Origin of the sequence: Methanothermobacter sp. EMTCatA1 (genome assembly GCF_002356395.1) — an archaeon.
GTDB classification, from domain to species: Archaea; Methanobacteriota; Methanobacteria; order Methanobacteriales; family Methanothermobacteraceae; genus Methanothermobacter; species Methanothermobacter thermautotrophicus.
The window spans coordinates 1617333-1632812 of sequence record NZ_AP018336.1 but is presented as its reverse complement, the minus strand read 5'-3'; the positions used below and the strand labels follow the sequence as shown (position 1 = coordinate 1632812).

The window sequence follows — 15480 nt, the reverse complement described above, 5'->3', positions numbered from 1 at the left end:
CCTTAACAACAAACTTAATTCTAAAAATGAGGTCATAGAACTCCTGAAGCCCCTTAATGCTTTACCTGAGTCTTCATTAGACTTGAAGGTCTTTGATAGAGACTAAGATGATAACTGATAAATAAATGAAGAAAACATAAATTATATGGGTGATTCTTGTGGACAGAAAAGAAGTACTGGAGCTCCTCAACATTGATTTCAGGCATGAACTCGAGGCCACCATGATGTACACCTACAATTCCTTTGTCATCGAGGACTGCGATATAAGCCGCCTGACCGAGGCCATTGCAGTCGATGAAATGAGGCATATGTGGTGGCTGGCTGACCTCATAACAAAGAGGGGAGGTAGGCCATCCATGGAGCTTGGTGAAGTGGAGTATGTTGGTGAAGATATAAAGGAGGGCCTTGAGAGGCAGATCGAGAAGGAAACAGAGGGCATTGAAGAGTATGAGAGGCAGATCGAGATAATAGATGATGATGAGGTTGTCGGTGTTTTAAGACACATTGTTGATGAGGAGAAGAGGCACAGGAAGGAGTTCCGGGAGCGTATAGCTCGACTATAATCAGCCTGTAATTTCCTGAATCGGCCCCCTCAGAACTCAGCACTCATATCTTTATCCATCTAACTATCCTCTTACCCAGCTTCGGAGCCACTCATATCTTTATCCGTCTGCGTATTCTCTTTCCTATTTCAAGGAAGGTTTCCCTTGATATTCTCTTTGGTGGACGGGGCCTCATGTAACCAAAGAAGGGGTCATCGAAGGTTTCACCGTTGACTGTGACCTTCCCCCTGTACCTGGGTATGAAGTGCCAGTGGAGGTGGGGTGGTGGGGTGTTCTGGCGGTAGAATGAGTTGAGCAGGACCCCCCAGTTGAACATGGTTGCCCCGAATTCCTTCTTCACAGCATCCTCAATTTCAGAGATTATGCGAAGCATTTCCTCCCACTCATCCTTCCTGAGGTTCCCAAGGAATTTCTCATCCCTCTTAAGGGCAACAACACAGGTGCCAAGGTTGCTCTGGTTGGGTGCCAGGAAAACAATCCAGTGGTCCCTTTCATAGAGATATTCCCCAAAATCGTATTCCTCAAAGACCACCAGATCCCTCCATCCTATCTATAAATAATGAGAGTTCAGCCACTATTGTTTCAACCACCTCATGAACTGTTTCATCCTCCCATGGCTCAGTTATCCTGAAGGAAACAAGAACATCCACCCCCCGGGGACCAGCAGAGAAAGAGTAGTCCCTGAATTTAGCTGCAAGTTTATCAATAGCTTCCTCCCTGATTTCATCCGGGATCATAAGCTTAAGTCTGAGTTTCCATCCTTCAGGGGATTTTTTGAGTTCATCAACAGCTACAAGGACCATCTTCCACCCTTTCCGGCATGATCCAGTTCATCAGTAGCAGGACCATAAATTCGCTTTTATGCCTCTCAGTCCTCAAGGACGCTTGAAAGGAAGACCATCATCTCGATCTCCTCCCTTGCGATGAAGTCCTCCATTTTAACCTTTGACTCCTCAGACCCAAAGGGGAAGTACTCCCTTTCATAGAACACTGTTATGATGAGGTCCCCTTCATCCCTTTCAGTGTCCTCATCCAGCCTCTCAATCAGCTTCTCAGTGAGCTCCTCATCAAGACCCGAGACCCTGTAACGTACATAGTTCATACCCCTATCTTCCCTGAAGCCAAAATCTTCAACCTTAACCTTCAAATAAAACACCACCCATCATTTATGTAGATTGGGATCATCATCAATAAGCCCCACAGAACACCATGCCTGCTCTGAGATCAGCTCAGTAGCTCCTCAATCACCACCAATAAATGACACTATAATCTCATTGTATTTTCCTATCTCATTCACCCCGAGGTGTCCGCACTCTGAATCGAATAGGACAAGTTCTGCTTTCGGTATTAGTTGAGCCATCGGGATTGTATCAAGTTCAGGTGGGAAGTAGCGGTCCTGGTTCACCCCGAATATGAGGGTGCGGGCCCTGATACTCTCCAGTTTCCCGCTGAGGTCATGTTTCATGGCGGCCCTGTTTCTCCAGATAACGTCATAGGGGTCCATGAGGGCCCCCTCAGAACCCATATCCATCATTGAGGACTCAAGTTCAGCATTTTCGAGGCCCTGGTAGTATTCCCTTGAAAGTCCGTGGAGGTACATGAGCATCGAGGCCAGCGCAAGTGCCCTCTCAGGCCTCCTGCCTGCCCTGAATTCCGGGTCCTCCTCGATGAGGTGGTTCATGTAGCTGAAGAGTGCATAGTTTATACCGCGCACTCGCCATGATGTCACAAGGGGTATGAGGAACTCCATTTCATCAGGGTACTCCGCAGCCCACTGAAGGGCCTGGAAACCGCCCATGGATGTGCCTATAACTCCCCTAACCTTTCTTATCCCGAATTTTTCATCTAAGAACTGCCTCTGGAAGTTGACCATGTCGAGGATGGTGTACTCCGGGAAATCCGCTCCCATCGCTGTTGTGGATGGTGATGCTGAGCCCGGTGATCCAAGGGAACTTATAGAGATTACGAAGAAGTTCTCAAGGGCCCCTCCCGGCTCTGTAAGGGCAGCTATCCTCCTGACTGATGAACAGTCCCCGCTCCAGCCATGTATGTATATAACAGCATTATCTATTACTCCCATATCATCAAAGGATGGTTTCCCTGTTGTTCTGTACTCAACGGGAGCCTCCTGGATTTTTTCTCCTGATTCAAACTGGAATTCTTCGATTTTGAAATAGGATGCTGGAATCTCCCCCATCAATTCGCCTCCCATCTCATTGTTACAGAACCTCCTCTCCATCCCTGTAAAGCTTTATGCACATTACCGGGCAGTTACCTGCAGCCTTTTCACTGCAGGATGGATCCTCAAGTTCAAGTGCCTGGATATCAGAAATTTCAACACCTTTAATGGATGAAATTCCATCATCTGCAAATTCAAATAGATCCGGGCAGCTGTCAATGCAGTTTCCGCATGATATGCACATCGTTCTATCCAGTTCAAGCCTGTACATGATGTCACCCTAAAAACTGAAGTCAAATATTAATATGGGGCTATTGCTAAAAATAGTTGGTGATGGATGGAGCAGCTGATGGTTGTGAGGAGAATGAGCCGCGGTTGTTGCTAAAAATACCTGATGATGGATCATGCGGGATGATTAAATGAGAAGGATTGATGCACTGGAACTTCAGGACAAACTCATAATAATCTACAAGGGTATGCAGCAGCGGAGATCCTTTGAAAAATTTTTCGGGAAGGATAGGTCCATGGAGAACGACTTCCTTGACAGACTCCTTAAAATGGATGCAGATGATCTCATCAGGGATGCCATAGTTGAACTCGAAGATTTAATCGGGAAGGAGAGCTACAGCCATGATGAGTGCAGTGACCCCTTTGAATGCATCGTGAACCGTGAATCAGTGGAGTACAAATGCAGGAGGTATGGAATCCCTGGACCTGAGGGGATAAAACTTGAAGACGTTGAATGCATTCTCTCAAGGATAATCTGAAGCCCCCCCTCAAGGACGTCCAGTATCCTGGATCAGGAGAACATGTTGAGAATGGCCTCCTTCAGGCCCCTTATAACATCCCCTGCAGATTGAAGAAGTGGGCTCTTAATGTTCCTGTAATCCCGGAGGTTTTCGAGACGGTTTATCCTGAAATATATGGGTGGATGCGGATCCCATGCTGTCCAGCCAGTTATCCTCTGTGACCCCCTTTTCTCCAGGGCAAGTTTCTGGTAACCTATCTTCCTGAGGGCCCTGGCCAGTACCTCAGGTTTACCGAGGGTCATTGCAGATAGCAGGTCGGCCCTGGCCTCAAAGAACTTTGCCACGAAGAATATTACGCCCATTGCAACGATTATGTAGAGTATGGGTGAAATGATAACCACGGGAAGGAGCACTGTGAGCCTCAGTATGAACTCAGCTGAGACTATGCTGAAGAGTATGATCGGGTCCCGTCCAACCAGGTGCCCCATCTCATGTCCTATGACTGCAAGGATCTCATCATCGGTGAGCTGAACAACCAGGCCAGTGGTTACAAGCACCAGCCCCCTCCCTGGACCTGGACCAGTTGCTGCAGCGTTTGCTATCATGGTATTTGCAAGCACCACCTTCGGTACCGGTATCCCAAAGGCTGATGCGGCTCTTTCAACTATTCTGTAGAGGTTCACCGTCCTTGACCTCTCATAAAGGGGATTGCATCTGAATCCATGCCTCTCCAGGACACTCCGGGCGTCATCACAGGTGGGGGGCCTTTTATTTGCAAGTGAAGCATCATAGATCTCCCTTTTTATCCTGACAACCGCATCTTCTCCCATTGTCTTTATAAAGAACCTGAATTCATCCTCTGGAAGCTGGAACTGGACTATGTGTACGCTGGGATTATCCTTTGTGAGAACCCACTCCCCCATCCTCGCGTATATCCTGTCAGAGAGGAGGATTATTCCAAGCTGCATGAGGAGAATTGCGATAACAGCATAGAAGCCAAGGATTACGAAGAGGATTATGTTCACCCCGAAGAACAGTACATAGACAAGGAGCATGCTGCTTCCGAATATCCCCCTGGACGCCATTCCCCTCCTCGTGGGGGGTTTTTCAGGGATTATATCCTCCCCCTCCACCCAGGCAAAGTATATTGTGTGCTGCCGGAGGACATCCTCAAAGACCTGGATGGATGTGAATATATCCGCGTATATTGAGTGGGCCCATTCCTCAAGATTCCGGGGGTAATCCAGGATCAGTTTAAAGTCCCCGCCTCCAATAAGCTCCCCGTATATCACCCCATCATTCCTTAAAGCCCTGAAAGCTATTTTGAGGGCCTCTTTTCTGATGTCAGTGAATTCTCCGGGGATGAGGTAGTAACGGTAGATGAAATCAAGTAGCTCCCCGTAATATGCAGGCGATATCTCGGTTCCTATGAAAAACTCCTTTATCATGGACACACAACTTTCTCCAGCTCACAGTTCGTAAGGTAGACATAAAATCTCTCAGACAGACTATAGTTTATATCAGGGTCGATATTAATATTTACACTGACAGGGTAGATTTAGTTGCCCGGTGATCTGCGATCACTGAGTACCAGTTACAGTTAACTGACTGAACTTTTCAATAAACGCTGAATGTGAACTGCATGAAGTGCAAGGTATCTGAAAATCCGTCGATAAAGGAGGCCTACCGTTTAATAGAGGATGGTATAAGGAAGAGGGCCCTTGTGGTGATACTCGCCTGCTGCAGTGCATCCTATGAGGGTCGTGCAAGGAGCAGGCTTGATGCCGGTGAAAGGCTGATCGTCATAAAACCCGATGGGACCTTCATGGTGCACCAGGACCGTAAGGTGGATCCTGTTAACTGGCAGCCACCCAAATCAAGGTCACGTGCCTATATCAAGAGGGGCAGCCTCTACCTCGAGAGTATCCGGAGGGACCCTGAAGAGCGCCTTGAGGTCGAAATCCATGAGGCCCACCTTGTATCATATTACCTTGCAAGGGACGTCCATGATCTCATGGTTGCAGGTCATGAGAACGATATGGGTGATATGATAATCATGCACCCCCACCTCATTGAGAAGGGTTTCCGGCCCGTTGCAAGGGAGTATGCCGTCACTTCAGGCTTCATTGACATACTGGGAAAGGATGAGAATGGTTCCCTCATGATAATTGAGCTTAAAAGCAGGAAGGCCGGAGTGAGTGCAGTTAAACAGCTTAAAAGGTATGTTGATGAGTTCAGGGAGGATAGGGTGGGTGTGCGTGGTGTTCTCGTGGCTCCATCCATAACCCATGATGCCATGGAGATGCTGGAGGAGGAGGGCCTTGAGTTCAGGGAGATCGAACCCCCACGGGAGCTGAGATCAAACAGGGGCGTTACACTGGATAATTTCCTTTAAAGCCTTTCTATAACCTCTGCAAGCTGTCTGAGTGTCCTGACCTCCATCACGCTTGCCCCGGCATCCCGGTAAAGTGAAACACAGCTATCCACGACGTCCCACTTCTTTTCAGGTTCAGGGTTAAGTATCAGAACCTTCCGGGCCCTCTCTGACATCTCAGCTACCAGTTCAACGCTCTCAGGGATACCATCCCTCCTTGGACCGGCCCAGTCCCTGCAGTCTGAGAGGATAACTATGTATGATTTTCCTGTGAAGGTTACGCCTTCAATAAAATCCCTGAATGCTGTGTACATATTGGATGTTCCGTGGATCATTAAATTCCTGATTCTTGACTCCCTGAGATTCCTGAAGGCATCGTAGAGGTCGTCCTCATCCAGCAGGTGGGTTGTCTCAACTATTCGGCTGTCGAAGTCAAAGAATCGTGAACGGTAGAATGTGCGCTGGGCTGCGTAGATTATGCAGAAGAACCAGTTGCTTATCCAGTCACAAGACCCGCTCACATCACTGAGGAATATGTGCTGGCTCTTCCTCTCCCTCGGTTCTGAGCGTATAAGTTCAAGCACTGTGCCCCCATGTTTAATGTTCTTCCTTATGCTCCGCCTTATATCCGGCTTCATCCTCCTGGACTGGCGTAGCCTCCTTGATCTTCTGTTGGCAATTTTTATTCCAAGTCTGCGGCATAGCTCAAATATCTCCGGGTCGAATGAATTGAGGGTGGACATGTCCCTGTCCATGACTGCGGCCACATCCATTGAAGGGTCAGTTAACTCCTCAATTTCAGGTTTGAGCTGTGCAATCTCCTCAATTCCCATCTCAACCTCTGAATTAGCTGAAAAATTTTCTGATGCCTTGAGGTGATGTAGCCCCTCGCTTTCCCCTGATCCATCTGATTCACTTTCTGCTGGAACTCCGAAGACCTCCTCGTAGGCCTCCATGAATGCGCCTGCGTATCTCACGTCCTTAACATAAACCGAGAAGAGGGCATCCCTGAGTTCAAGCCTCCCCTTAAATATCCGGTAGGCCTCAGATGCGTCCATGGTGCCCCTTACACTTACAGGGACTCCCTTATCCCTTAAAATGTTTGAGAGATGAATTATCCTCTTCATCTTTCCCCTCAACCGATTCCACAAGATCAAGGACCTTTGCTTCATCCGCCCTGTTCTTTATAACAACTCCAAGGGTTTCCTTAAGCGTATCAGAGTCCAAGCTATCCTTTCCAAGGGCCATGATGGTCCTGATCCAGTCCACGGTGGCCCTTATGGAGGGTTTCTTGATGATTCCCAGTCCCCTTATCCTGTTTATGAGCATTACAGTTTCCCTGATTAGGCCCTCAGGTGCTGATGGGACGTGAGACCTCACGATCTCCATCTCACGTTCAGGGTCAGGGTAATCAATGTGGATGTAAAGGCACCTGTCCCTTGTCTCGTCGAGGAGGTTCCTCTGGGAGTTGGAGGTGAGGAAAACCATTATATCATTTCGCAGGTCAAAGGTTCCAAGGTCATTGACCGTTATCTGCTTCTCCCCCAGGGCCTGGAGGAGGAAACTCTCGACCTCCTCATCTGCCTTGTCTATCTCATCTATCAGGAGCAGTGAGGGTTTCTCATTGATGAATGCTGATAAGAGTGGTCTTTTTATGAAGTAATCCTCCCTGAAGACGTCTTCATCGGATCCGTGGATTCGTGACTTTTCAAGGCTCAGAAGCTGTTTCTGGTAGTTCCATTCTCCGACTATCTGCTCGAAGGTTATGCCCTCATAGCACTGTATCCTGAAGAACTCTCTTCCCAGTGCCTCTGCAGTTTTTTTAGCAAGAAGTGTTTTACCAGTCCCGGGCGGGCCCTCCACGAGAACAGGTTTTTTCAGTTCCGATGAGAGAAAAAGGGTTATGATGATATCCCTGCTCGGTATGTATCCCACATTTCTGAGTGATGTGTCGATTTTATCCAGCTTTTCAGTTGTATTCATTCAAACCACTGCCAATGGGGTCTCCAGAATTAATCTGGCACCCCCTCTTAATAAAACTTTAGATGGGCTTATTCCAGTTCTGATGGTTTCACATGGATTTTAAAGATCTCAGACCCCCTTATAACATCCAGATCACATTCCATGCCGATCCTTTCCTCATTGAGGATTCTGTGAAGGTCGTCGACTGTTTCAACTGCTTCGCCGTCGAGGGCTATTATGATATCACCACGCATGACTCCAGCATCTCCTGCCGGACCATCTGAGAGTGATGCAACCATAACTCCCCTATCCGAATTCAGTTTCAGTTTCTCAACTGTTTCTGGCTTCAGCACCATGTTCTGGCAGGCCACTCCCAGGTGGGCCCTTCTTATTTTACCATCCTCTATGAGTTTATCTGCGACTTCCCTGACTGTATTTGATGGTATTGCAAAGCAAAGCCCCTGAGCAGGTCTTATAAGGGCCGTGTTTATCCCCAGGACCCTTCCGCGAAAATCAACCAGTGGTCCGCCTGAATTTCCAGGGTTTAGTGCTGCGTCTGTCTGTATAACCCCATCCACGAGCCTCCCTGTCATGGTCCGCAGGGATCTGCCGGTTGCACTCACAACTCCTGCTGTTACTGTGAACTGGAACCCGAAGGGGTTGCCTATTGCCAGGGCAAGCTGTCCCACCCTCACCCTCCTGGAGTCTGCAAATTCAGGTGTTCTGAGTTCATGCTGAGGTTCGATTTTCAGGACCGAGATGTCTGTGTGGGGGTCATCACCAACAACAGTTGCCCGGTACTCTTCCCCTGTGTTCAGTGTTACTTCAATTCTCTCTGCTCCGTGGACAACATGACTGTTTGTGATTATATGCCCGTATTCAGTGTATATGAGACCTGAACCTCCACCCACTGTCCTGTTTTTTGATCGGGCCACCGTTGTTACCCTTACAACTGAGGGGCTCACTCTATCGGCTGCGCCCATAACAGCCTCTGAGTAGGCATCCATTATTTCCTGCTCTTCAAGTTCTGTTTCACTAAAATCAGATCCTTTGTTATTATCTTTTGATTCAATCATTTTTCTAACTTTTAATTGGTTTTTAAGTTTATTTTAAAGGTTCTGGAACCTTTTTCAGGTTACTGAATTTTTAATTAAATTAAGTTATTAAAAGTCCTTATATATAAAGGTTTTCCTGGGGGTGGTGGGTTTAAATAGGGTAAGAAAGAAGGTATGATTATTAAGGTAAGAGAGGATAATAATGGATCTTCTATCAATGGTGCTCATAGGAGTTGGCCTTGCAATGGACGCCTTCAGCATATCCGTGAGCCGGGGCCTTGCACTCCATGAATCAGAGACAAACTACGCCCTGATATCCGCACTGTCCTTCGGAACCTTCCAGGCTGCCATGCCAGTTCTTGGATGGGTGTCTGGTCTTGAAATCCAGAGGCTCGTATCAGCCCTTGCACCATGGGCAGCATTCATTCTGCTCCTCATAATAGGCCTTAAAATGATCTATGAAAGCCTGATCATGGAGGAGGAAGAATTCATTTTCAGTTACCGTGAACTCCTTGTACTCTCAATTGCAACCAGCATCGATGCCTTCGCAGTGGGTGTGAGCTTCGCCCTCCTTGACATATCCATATGGCTCCCGGTAATTGTCATAGGTCTCATCACATTCATACTATCACTTGCCGGTAGCTACATAGGCGAAAGGGTGGGCCACATATTTGAAAACCGTCTTGAGGCCATTGGAGGCCTGATCCTCATCCTCATCGGTCTTAAGATCCTCCTGGAAAATGTTTCCTTCACCTGAATTTGTGGAAGTGTCTCTATGAGGCTTGGAATATGCCAGATGCAGGTAACCGAAGATAAAGAGGAGAATGTTGGTACTGCCGTTGAGATGATTGTGGAGGCCGCTGAGAGAGGCGCCCGGCTCATTGTCCTTCCTGAGATGTTCACATGCCCCTACGATGTAAACCTTTTTTCAGAGTATGCAGAGGATGAGAATGGATACTCCATAAGAACCATGAGGTCAATTGCCAGGGAACTGGGGATCCATCTGGTCGCAGGTTCCATCCCCGAGGAAACACCCGAGGGCATCTACAACACCTCCTTTGTGATGGACGATGGTGGGAACATCATCGGGAAGCATCGCAAGGTCCACCTCTTCGACATCAATGTTCCCGGAGAGATAAGCTTCAGGGAATCAGATAGCCTGATTGCAGGCGATTCCGTGACCGTTATAGAAACTCCCCACTGCATCATGGGTGTGGGGATATGCTATGATATGCGTTTCCCTGAACTTTCAAGGATGATGGCCCTAAGGGGTGCAGAGGTCCTTATATTCCCTGGGGCATTCAATATGACAACCGGACCGGCCCACTGGAGGCTCCTTGTAAGGTCAAGGGCCCTGGATAACCAGTGCTACTGTGTTGCTGCATCACCTGCAAGGAACCCCTCAGCGTCCTATGTTGCCTATGGCCACTCCATGATCGCTGATCCCTGGGGATCTGTCGTCTGTGAGGCCGATGCATCCCCCTCTGTGATCACAGCAGATATTGACCTGGAAGCCGTGGAGAGGATCCGGAGGGAGCTTCCCCTTCTGAGAAACAGAAGGCCTGATGTGTACGGCTGGAGATCTGGAGTATGATCATGATCCATAAAGGTGTTCAGCATGTCTGATAAAGCCGGAAGGACCTCCCTGCTGATACTGCTGACGGGTATCATACTTGCTCTGAGCTCATACCCTGTTACTGGCATGAGAATAGAGGGTTACTGGATCGTATCAGTTATATTCATAATTTCAATGGCTGTTCCATCATTCATATCAACCATAAGGAGCCTCGGGTCCCGTGGCTTTTTACTGATACTCGTTCTTGGCATCTATGCAATTTCGATTGAAACCCTCGCCATAATAACCGGTTTTCCCTACTCTGAGTTCTACTACGGTGATATGATCGGCCTGAAGATACTCGGCTACACCCCCTTCACGGTTCCATTCGCGTGGCTACCCCTGTTCCTTGGATCCGCCTACCTTGCAAAGGAGTGTGTTGAGGGCAGGGTTAAATTTCTGATCCTGGCAGCCCTTATTGCTGCATTAACCGACGTGGTTATTGACCCGGCTGCAGTTGCCCTCAAATTCTGGGTGTGGGTGAATCCGGGGATCTTCTATGGGGTTCCACTACAGAACTTCGCGGGCTGGATTCTCTCAGGTCTGGGGGCTGCACTGATCTCACTGGCAGTGACCGGTGACTCCCTGCAGGAGATGGGTAATGGTGCTGTATCAAGCCTTTACCTGATAATGTGTTTCTGGACAGGTGCCTGCCTCTTCCTTGGCCTTGAGATACCCTTCATTGCAGGCCTCATGCTCATTGCACTCATATTAAGAACAGCCAGGTTTAAGTTATGGTGAAGTGTCCCGTTGATGGGTTATATCCAGTGAAACACCCTGTAGTTTATGAGTGCAAGGAATAGAAGGCCGCCGAGGGCAGTGTTAACATGGGGTAAATACCAGTATATCTTCTCTATTCTTATTCTCCTTATTAGAAGCACTGAAAGGGAAAATGCCGGGTATATGAATACCAGGAAGCTCAGTGGATGGAATCCTGTAATGCATACTGTTATAATGGATAGCAGTAACCAGAAGAAGGCTGAAATTGCGAGAGCCGGTCTTCTGCCGATGAAAACGGGGGTGGTGTTTATACCTGCAATTCTGTCATATTCAGTATCAGGTACGGCCGAGAAGATGTGCATGGCTGCAACATGGCAGTAACCGGCAAAGAGGATCAGCGGGTCCGGAAGGGCGCCCGATGCAAGGTTGTATGCGAATATACCCGGCATTATATAGAGGTAGTTGGATGAGAAATCCAGGAATGGTCTCTCCTTGAAGCGAAGTGGGGGTGCGCTGTAGAAGTATGATAAAAAAAGGAATCCCATGAAAATTAGGGCCTCCGTAAGTGTCTGTGATAGCATCATAAGGAAGCTGATGACGGTTACCAGTATTATCGATCTCTTCAATCTTTTTCTCTCATCACGGGCCAGCATATGTTCTCTGGAGCCCTTCTTGGGGTTCAGAATGTCGGTTTCCTCATCCCACCAGTCATTAACCCCATATATGAAGATACTGGCCGGAAAGAAAAAGTATATCAGGTAGAGGTAGTAGGCAGGTGAGAGGAAATCTGCAAATCCTGACGCGGCCAGGGTGTATCCTATAACATAGGTCCCACCGGTGTAGATCCAGAACCTGAACCTGGATATCCTGAAGAGAAACCCCATATACTCCAGTATAGTCTTCATCTGAACACTGCCCCGACGATCATGGGCCTCCACTGACCCTGATGGAACCCATGAGGCGGAATATGTTAAACACCGCCCCTGAGACCACACGGCCCCTTGAAGGCTTCACCTTTCGGCTGTAGACTATCATGGGGTCCCTTTCAATGATCCTTGATGTCCACATGTACATGTCAGCCGCTGTCTTTATGGGTACCAGGTAACGGTAGGGGATGTACCGGTAGCCCCTCTCCGCTGTTCCCTGCCAGTCCCTGTAAATGTCTATCTGGGCCCTCAGAAATGACCGGAAATTATCCTCCCTCCCCCTTATCTCATGAGGATCAAGGGATTCGAGTCCAAACCTTTCAAGTTCATCCAGGGGGAAGTAGAGCCTCCCAAGCTCAATATCCTCTGCAATGTCCCTTATGAAGTTAACGTACTGCATGGCCCTTCCAAGGTACCTTGCATAGTGGTATGAATCAGGGTCAAGGCCCATTATGGATGCCATGAAGAGCCCCACGACCTCTGATGAACCAAGGAGGTACTCTTCGAGGGCAGACATTGTACTGTAGGATGATACTGTTATATCCATCTCCATGGACCTCAGGAAGGCCTCTGTCCAGTCATCTTCAAATTTTTTCCTCCTTGAAAGTTCCACGAATGAGTCAACCACCACGTCCCCTGTGATTTCACAGGAGTATGCTCTCCTGTACCTTTCCACGAAGTCATAGAAGCCATCAGTATCCTGCGGCACCCGGTCAACGTAGTCATCGGCCTTTCGAAGGAAGCTGTAGAGTATAAAAACGTCTCTCCTAACCTCCATTGGGAAGAAAAGTGTACTGTAGAAGTACGTTTTACTTCCCCTCTTAAATATTGAGTAAATTTTCTTGTCAATCAAAGACATATCACCCATTAGACTATTTTTAAGGTTTAAAGGTCTAAAAATTTGCAGTCATTACAGCAACCCTTTACCTTCCGGTATCCTCCATTATCTCATTGCAGACTATCTGTGATGAGACAAGTGTCATCGGGACGCCTATGCCGGGGTGGGTGTAATGTCCTGTGTAATAGAGGTTCTTAACCTTCTTGCTCTTATGTGATGGTCTCCAGAGGGCTGTCTGTCTCAGTGTATGGGAAAGCCCCAGGGCTGTGCCCTTGTATGCATTGTAACGGTCCCTGAAATCATTTATGGCGAATATCCTCTTTACAACGACATGGTCCCGTATATTTTCACCCACCTTCCTCTCAAGGTCATCCATCACCCTCCGGTAGAGGCCCTCCCTGAGTTCCTCGTTGTCCTCCATGCCCGGGGCGAGGGGGACCAGTATGAAGAGGGTGTCTGATCCCTGGGGGGCAGCAGTCGTATCTGTCCGTGAGGGTACATTCACATAGTAGGATGGTCTCTCTGGCCACCTCGCCCTCCTGGGGTCAAATACCTCCTGGAATTTATCGGCCCAGTCCCTCTCCAGGAAGAGGTTGTGGTGTTCAAGGGCATCTATAACCCTGTCAACTCCGAGGTAGGCTACAAAGGCTGATGGCGCCATTACCCTAGACTCCCAGTATGTCTCATCATAGGTCCTGTGGGGTTCATCAAGGAGTTCCAGTTCACTGTGGGGGTAATCAGCATTCACCAGGACTGCATTAGCTTCATAGATGTTCCTGTCGGTTATGACAGATGTTGCCACTCCATCGATTACCTCTATCCTTTTGACCTCCTCGTTGAAGTGGAATCTGGCTCCATGTTCAAGGGCGAGTTCATATATTGATTGGGCAACCCTCCTTATACCCCCCTCAGGGTAGAAGACTCCGAGGGTCATGTCGATATGGGACATTATATGATACATTGAGGGTGTGTTCTGGGGTGCGCTTCCAAGGAATCCCATTGAGTACTGGAGTATCTTGCGGGCCTCGTCACTCTTAAATCGCCTTTTAACGAAGTGTTCAAGAGATTCGAGTATGTTGAGCCTCAATCCTTGTAGCAGGAGCTTTCCATTAAGGAAGTCCAGGACTGACCTGTAGTCCCTGTAGAGCATTTCCTTCACAACCGAGTCGTAGAGTTTACCAGCTGATTCCAGGTACTCCCTGAGTCTTTCACCACCATCCTCCTCAAAGCTGTCAAAGAGTTCATAGTTCTTTTCAATATCAGATGATACATCAACGACCCTTCCCCCGTCGAAGAATACGCGGTATGCTGGTTCAAGTTTTTTAAGGTCATAGAAATCCTCTGGCTTGGCATTGAACTCTGCGAAGAAGTTTTCAAAGACGTCTGGCATGAGGTACCATGATGGTCCCATGTCAAAGGTGAATCCCCCCTCACTGTAGACGCTTGCACGTCCCCCAGGACCCTCATTCTTCTCAATGACAGTTACTTCCAGCCCCTTCTGTGCAAGGAGTGCCGCCGCAGATATTCCCCCGAATCCAGCTCCAACAATCACAATATTCATAAAACCACCACAGACCATATTAATAGTGTTATGTTGAAGCAGATATAAAAACTTCATTAAATGGATATTTCATTATTTAAATGTGCAGCAACAGGGATGTGTTGACCCATAGATATGATGTGAAAAGGAGGGGTGGATGAACAATGTCCCCTCTGATCCTTAAATCAGTTTAACTGAAGAATCAAAGGAACAGCACGTTATCGCACACTAACCAGTCCATTAAATCAACTAAAGAAAAGGAACAGCAAAAACTGATAATTTACTTGCAGGTTATCGTCCTGACTGGATCTTTTTAAGGGACTTGTTTGCAGCCTTCTTGAAGTCCTTATCACCCTTTCTTCTGGCCTTCTTGATGGGTTCTATGGCCCTCTCATCTCCAAGGTCTCCAAGGGACCTTACAGCTGCAAGTTTAACACCCCAGTCCTCATCATCAAGGGCAGCTATGAGGGGCTCCACTGCACGCAGATCTCCCAGTTCACCCAGGGACCTTGCAGCAAACTTCCTTACACCCCAGTCCTCATCACTGAGGGCCTCTATGAAGTGGTCTGTAACACGGGGATCTCCTATCTTCTTGAGTGCGAAGGTTGCGTATCTCCTGATTTCGCCCTCCGCTGTATCCATTATCTCCATAAGTTTCTCAAGAGATGCTTCACCAAATTCTGCAAGTTTTTCAGCTGCTTTAAACCTTACGGGATGACTTTCATCCTCCAGAAGAGCTATGAGCATTTCAACTGATTCCTCTGAAGGTTCAAGTTGTTCTATGGCCTCCATCCTCTTCTGAGGCTCCATTAGCCTCATTTCCTTCAACCTTGCATTGACCATGAGATCACCTGTTTTTTCCTGATATGCCGTAATCTCCGATGGTAACCTCTCCATTAACCAGAGACAACTGACTTCTGACCATGCCTACGTGTTCAGCTCCATCAATGAAAATTAAT

19 protein-coding genes are annotated in these 15480 nt (G+C 47.9%); 6 read left to right on the top strand and 13 right to left on the bottom strand.

Annotated elements, in window-relative coordinates; genetic code table 11:
• Nucleotides 1–158 precede the first annotated feature (158 nt).
• Entirely contained in the window at nt 159–563 is a 405-nt protein-coding gene (locus tag tca_RS08740; RefSeq protein ID WP_115892862.1) for a ferritin-like domain-containing protein, read from the top strand.
• A gap of 91 nt (nt 564–654) precedes the next feature.
• On the opposite strand, the gene tca_RS08735 is transcribed toward tca_RS08740, so the two are convergent.
• The 5 genes from tca_RS08735 to tca_RS08715 form a co-directional block, all read right to left on the bottom strand.
• Nucleotides 655–1095, bottom strand: a complete 441-nt coding sequence (locus tca_RS08735; protein WP_115892861.1) for an HIT family protein — start codon at nt 1093–1095, stop codon at nt 655–657.
• Nucleotides 1085–1366 carry a hypothetical protein gene (locus tca_RS08730; protein WP_115892860.1) on the bottom strand — a complete coding sequence of 94 codons (282 nt, stop codon included), beginning with the start codon at nt 1364–1366 and terminating at the stop codon, nt 1085–1087. The genes tca_RS08735 and tca_RS08730 overlap by 11 nt, the downstream gene beginning before the upstream one ends.
• A gap of 65 nt (nt 1367–1431) precedes the next feature.
• Nucleotides 1432–1710, bottom strand: a complete 279-nt coding sequence (locus tca_RS08725; protein WP_394339335.1) for a DUF5750 family protein — start codon at nt 1708–1710, stop codon at nt 1432–1434.
• A gap of 93 nt (nt 1711–1803) precedes the next feature.
• A complete protein-coding gene (locus tca_RS08720) occupies nt 1804–2802 on the bottom strand; it encodes an alpha/beta fold hydrolase family protein (RefSeq protein ID WP_269899372.1) in 999 nt (332 codons plus the stop codon).
• Entirely contained in the window at nt 2783–3013 is a 231-nt protein-coding gene (locus tca_RS08715; protein ID WP_010877421.1) for a ferredoxin, read from the bottom strand. The genes tca_RS08720 and tca_RS08715 overlap by 20 nt, the downstream gene beginning before the upstream one ends.
• Nucleotides 3014–3161: 148 nt before the next feature.
• Between tca_RS08715 and tca_RS08710 the strand changes: the two genes are divergently transcribed.
• On the top strand, nt 3162–3509 hold the full coding sequence (locus tca_RS08710) for a hypothetical protein (RefSeq protein WP_115892858.1): 348 nt from the start codon (nt 3162–3164) through the stop codon (nt 3507–3509).
• A 32-nt stretch (nt 3510–3541) separates the two neighbouring features.
• Here the strand turns inward: tca_RS08710 and tca_RS08705 are convergent, their stop codons facing one another.
• Nucleotides 3542–4939 carry a M48 family metallopeptidase gene (locus tca_RS08705; RefSeq protein WP_286708880.1) on the bottom strand — a complete coding sequence of 466 codons (1398 nt, stop codon included), beginning with the start codon at nt 4937–4939 and terminating at the stop codon, nt 3542–3544.
• Nucleotides 4940–5133: 194 nt separating this feature from the next.
• Between tca_RS08705 and nucS the strand changes: the two genes are divergently transcribed.
• Entirely contained in the window at nt 5134–5886 is a 753-nt protein-coding gene (gene nucS / locus tca_RS08700; protein ID WP_048061145.1) for an endonuclease NucS, read from the top strand.
• On the opposite strand, the gene tca_RS08695 is transcribed toward nucS, so the two are convergent.
• The 3 genes from tca_RS08695 to tca_RS08685 all read right to left on the bottom strand — a co-directional run bounded on the left by tca_RS08695 (nt 5883) and on the right by tca_RS08685 (nt 8903).
• Nucleotides 5883–6992, bottom strand: coding sequence for a VWA domain-containing protein (locus tag tca_RS08695; RefSeq protein WP_286708879.1), 1110 nt, complete (start codon nt 6990–6992; stop codon nt 5883–5885). The two genes, nucS and tca_RS08695, sit on opposite strands and share 4 nt — an antisense overlap.
• The gene (locus tca_RS08690; protein ID WP_286708878.1) at nt 6952–7848 is read right to left on the bottom strand and encodes a MoxR family ATPase; all 897 of its coding nucleotides are present in this window, start codon (nt 7846–7848) and stop codon (nt 6952–6954) included. The genes tca_RS08695 and tca_RS08690 overlap by 41 nt, the downstream gene beginning before the upstream one ends.
• Nucleotides 7849–7916: 68 nt before the next feature.
• Nucleotides 7917–8903: a S1C family serine protease gene (locus tca_RS08685; RefSeq protein WP_286708877.1), complete on the bottom strand. Its 987-nt coding sequence runs from the start codon at nt 8901–8903 to the stop codon at nt 7917–7919.
• A gap of 181 nt (nt 8904–9084) precedes the next feature.
• Here tca_RS08685 and tca_RS08680 point away from each other — a divergent pair, with 181 nt between their 5' ends.
• The 3 genes from tca_RS08680 to cruF are packed head-to-tail and all read left to right on the top strand — an operon-like array spanning nt 9085 to nt 11238.
• The gene (locus tag tca_RS08680; protein ID WP_115892853.1) at nt 9085–9639 is read left to right on the top strand and encodes a manganese efflux pump MntP family protein; all 555 of its coding nucleotides are present in this window, start codon (nt 9085–9087) and stop codon (nt 9637–9639) included.
• Between the two features lie 18 nt (nt 9640–9657).
• Nucleotides 9658–10476 (top strand): carbon-nitrogen hydrolase family protein, encoded by an 819-nt coding sequence (locus tag tca_RS08675; RefSeq protein WP_115892852.1) that lies wholly within the window; start codon nt 9658–9660, stop codon nt 10474–10476.
• 24 nt (nt 10477–10500) lie between these two features.
• Complete coding sequence (gene cruF, locus tca_RS08670) at nt 10501–11238, top strand: bisanhydrobacterioruberin hydratase CruF (protein WP_245942913.1); 738 nt, start codon at nt 10501–10503, stop codon at nt 11236–11238.
• A 17-nt stretch (nt 11239–11255) separates the two neighbouring features.
• On the opposite strand, the gene tca_RS08665 is transcribed toward cruF, so the two are convergent.
• The 4 genes from tca_RS08665 to tca_RS08650 form a co-directional block, all read right to left on the bottom strand.
• On the bottom strand, nt 11256–12122 hold the full coding sequence (locus tca_RS08665) for a prenyltransferase (protein ID WP_115892850.1): 867 nt from the start codon (nt 12120–12122) through the stop codon (nt 11256–11258).
• Nucleotides 12123–12141: 19 nt separating this feature from the next.
• A complete protein-coding gene (locus tca_RS08660; protein WP_245942912.1) occupies nt 12142–13002 on the bottom strand; it encodes a phytoene/squalene synthase family protein in 861 nt (286 codons plus the stop codon).
• A 64-nt stretch (nt 13003–13066) separates the two neighbouring features.
• Entirely contained in the window at nt 13067–14542 is a 1476-nt protein-coding gene (locus tca_RS08655; RefSeq protein WP_115892848.1) for an NAD(P)/FAD-dependent oxidoreductase, read from the bottom strand.
• A gap of 270 nt (nt 14543–14812) precedes the next feature.
• Complete coding sequence (locus tca_RS08650) at nt 14813–15364, bottom strand: HEAT repeat domain-containing protein (RefSeq protein ID WP_115892847.1); 552 nt, start codon at nt 15362–15364, stop codon at nt 14813–14815.
• Between the last annotated feature and the right edge of the window lie 116 nt (nt 15365–15480).

Excerpts from the sequence above, each read along its gene's own strand:
- tca_RS08730 (WP_115892860.1), bottom strand. The coding sequence starts at position 1,366 with ATGGTCCTTGTAGCTGTTGATGAACTCAAAAAATCCCCTGAAGGATGG.
- tca_RS08720 (WP_269899372.1), bottom strand. The coding sequence starts at position 2,802 with ATGGAGAGGAGGTTCTGTAACAATGAGATGGGAGGCGAATTGATGGGG.
- tca_RS08715 (WP_010877421.1), bottom strand. The coding sequence starts at position 3,013 with ATGTACAGGCTTGAACTGGATAGAACGATGTGCATATCATGCGGAAAC.
- tca_RS08710 (WP_115892858.1), top strand. The coding sequence starts at position 3,162 with ATGAGAAGGATTGATGCACTGGAACTTCAGGACAAACTCATAATAATC.
- tca_RS08705 (WP_286708880.1), bottom strand. The coding sequence starts at position 4,939 with ATGATAAAGGAGTTTTTCATAGGAACCGAGATATCGCCTGCATATTAC.
- nucS (WP_048061145.1), top strand. The coding sequence starts at position 5,134 with ATGAAGTGCAAGGTATCTGAAAATCCGTCGATAAAGGAGGCCTACCGT.
- tca_RS08695 (WP_286708879.1), bottom strand. The coding sequence starts at position 6,992 with ATGAAGAGGATAATTCATCTCTCAAACATTTTAAGGGATAAGGGAGTC.
- tca_RS08690 (WP_286708878.1), bottom strand. The coding sequence starts at position 7,848 with ATGAATACAACTGAAAAGCTGGATAAAATCGACACATCACTCAGAAAT.
- tca_RS08685 (WP_286708877.1), bottom strand. The coding sequence starts at position 8,903 with ATGATTGAATCAAAAGATAATAACAAAGGATCTGATTTTAGTGAAACA.
- tca_RS08680 (WP_115892853.1), top strand. The coding sequence starts at position 9,085 with ATGGATCTTCTATCAATGGTGCTCATAGGAGTTGGCCTTGCAATGGAC.
- tca_RS08675 (WP_115892852.1), top strand. The coding sequence starts at position 9,658 with ATGAGGCTTGGAATATGCCAGATGCAGGTAACCGAAGATAAAGAGGAG.
- cruF (WP_245942913.1), top strand. The coding sequence starts at position 10,501 with ATGTCTGATAAAGCCGGAAGGACCTCCCTGCTGATACTGCTGACGGGT.
- tca_RS08665 (WP_115892850.1), bottom strand. The coding sequence starts at position 12,122 with ATGAAGACTATACTGGAGTATATGGGGTTTCTCTTCAGGATATCCAGG.
- tca_RS08660 (WP_245942912.1), bottom strand. The coding sequence starts at position 13,002 with ATGTCTTTGATTGACAAGAAAATTTACTCAATATTTAAGAGGGGAAGT.
- tca_RS08655 (WP_115892848.1), bottom strand. The coding sequence starts at position 14,542 with ATGAATATTGTGATTGTTGGAGCTGGATTCGGGGGAATATCTGCGGCG.
- tca_RS08650 (WP_115892847.1), bottom strand. The coding sequence starts at position 15,364 with ATGGTCAATGCAAGGTTGAAGGAAATGAGGCTAATGGAGCCTCAGAAG.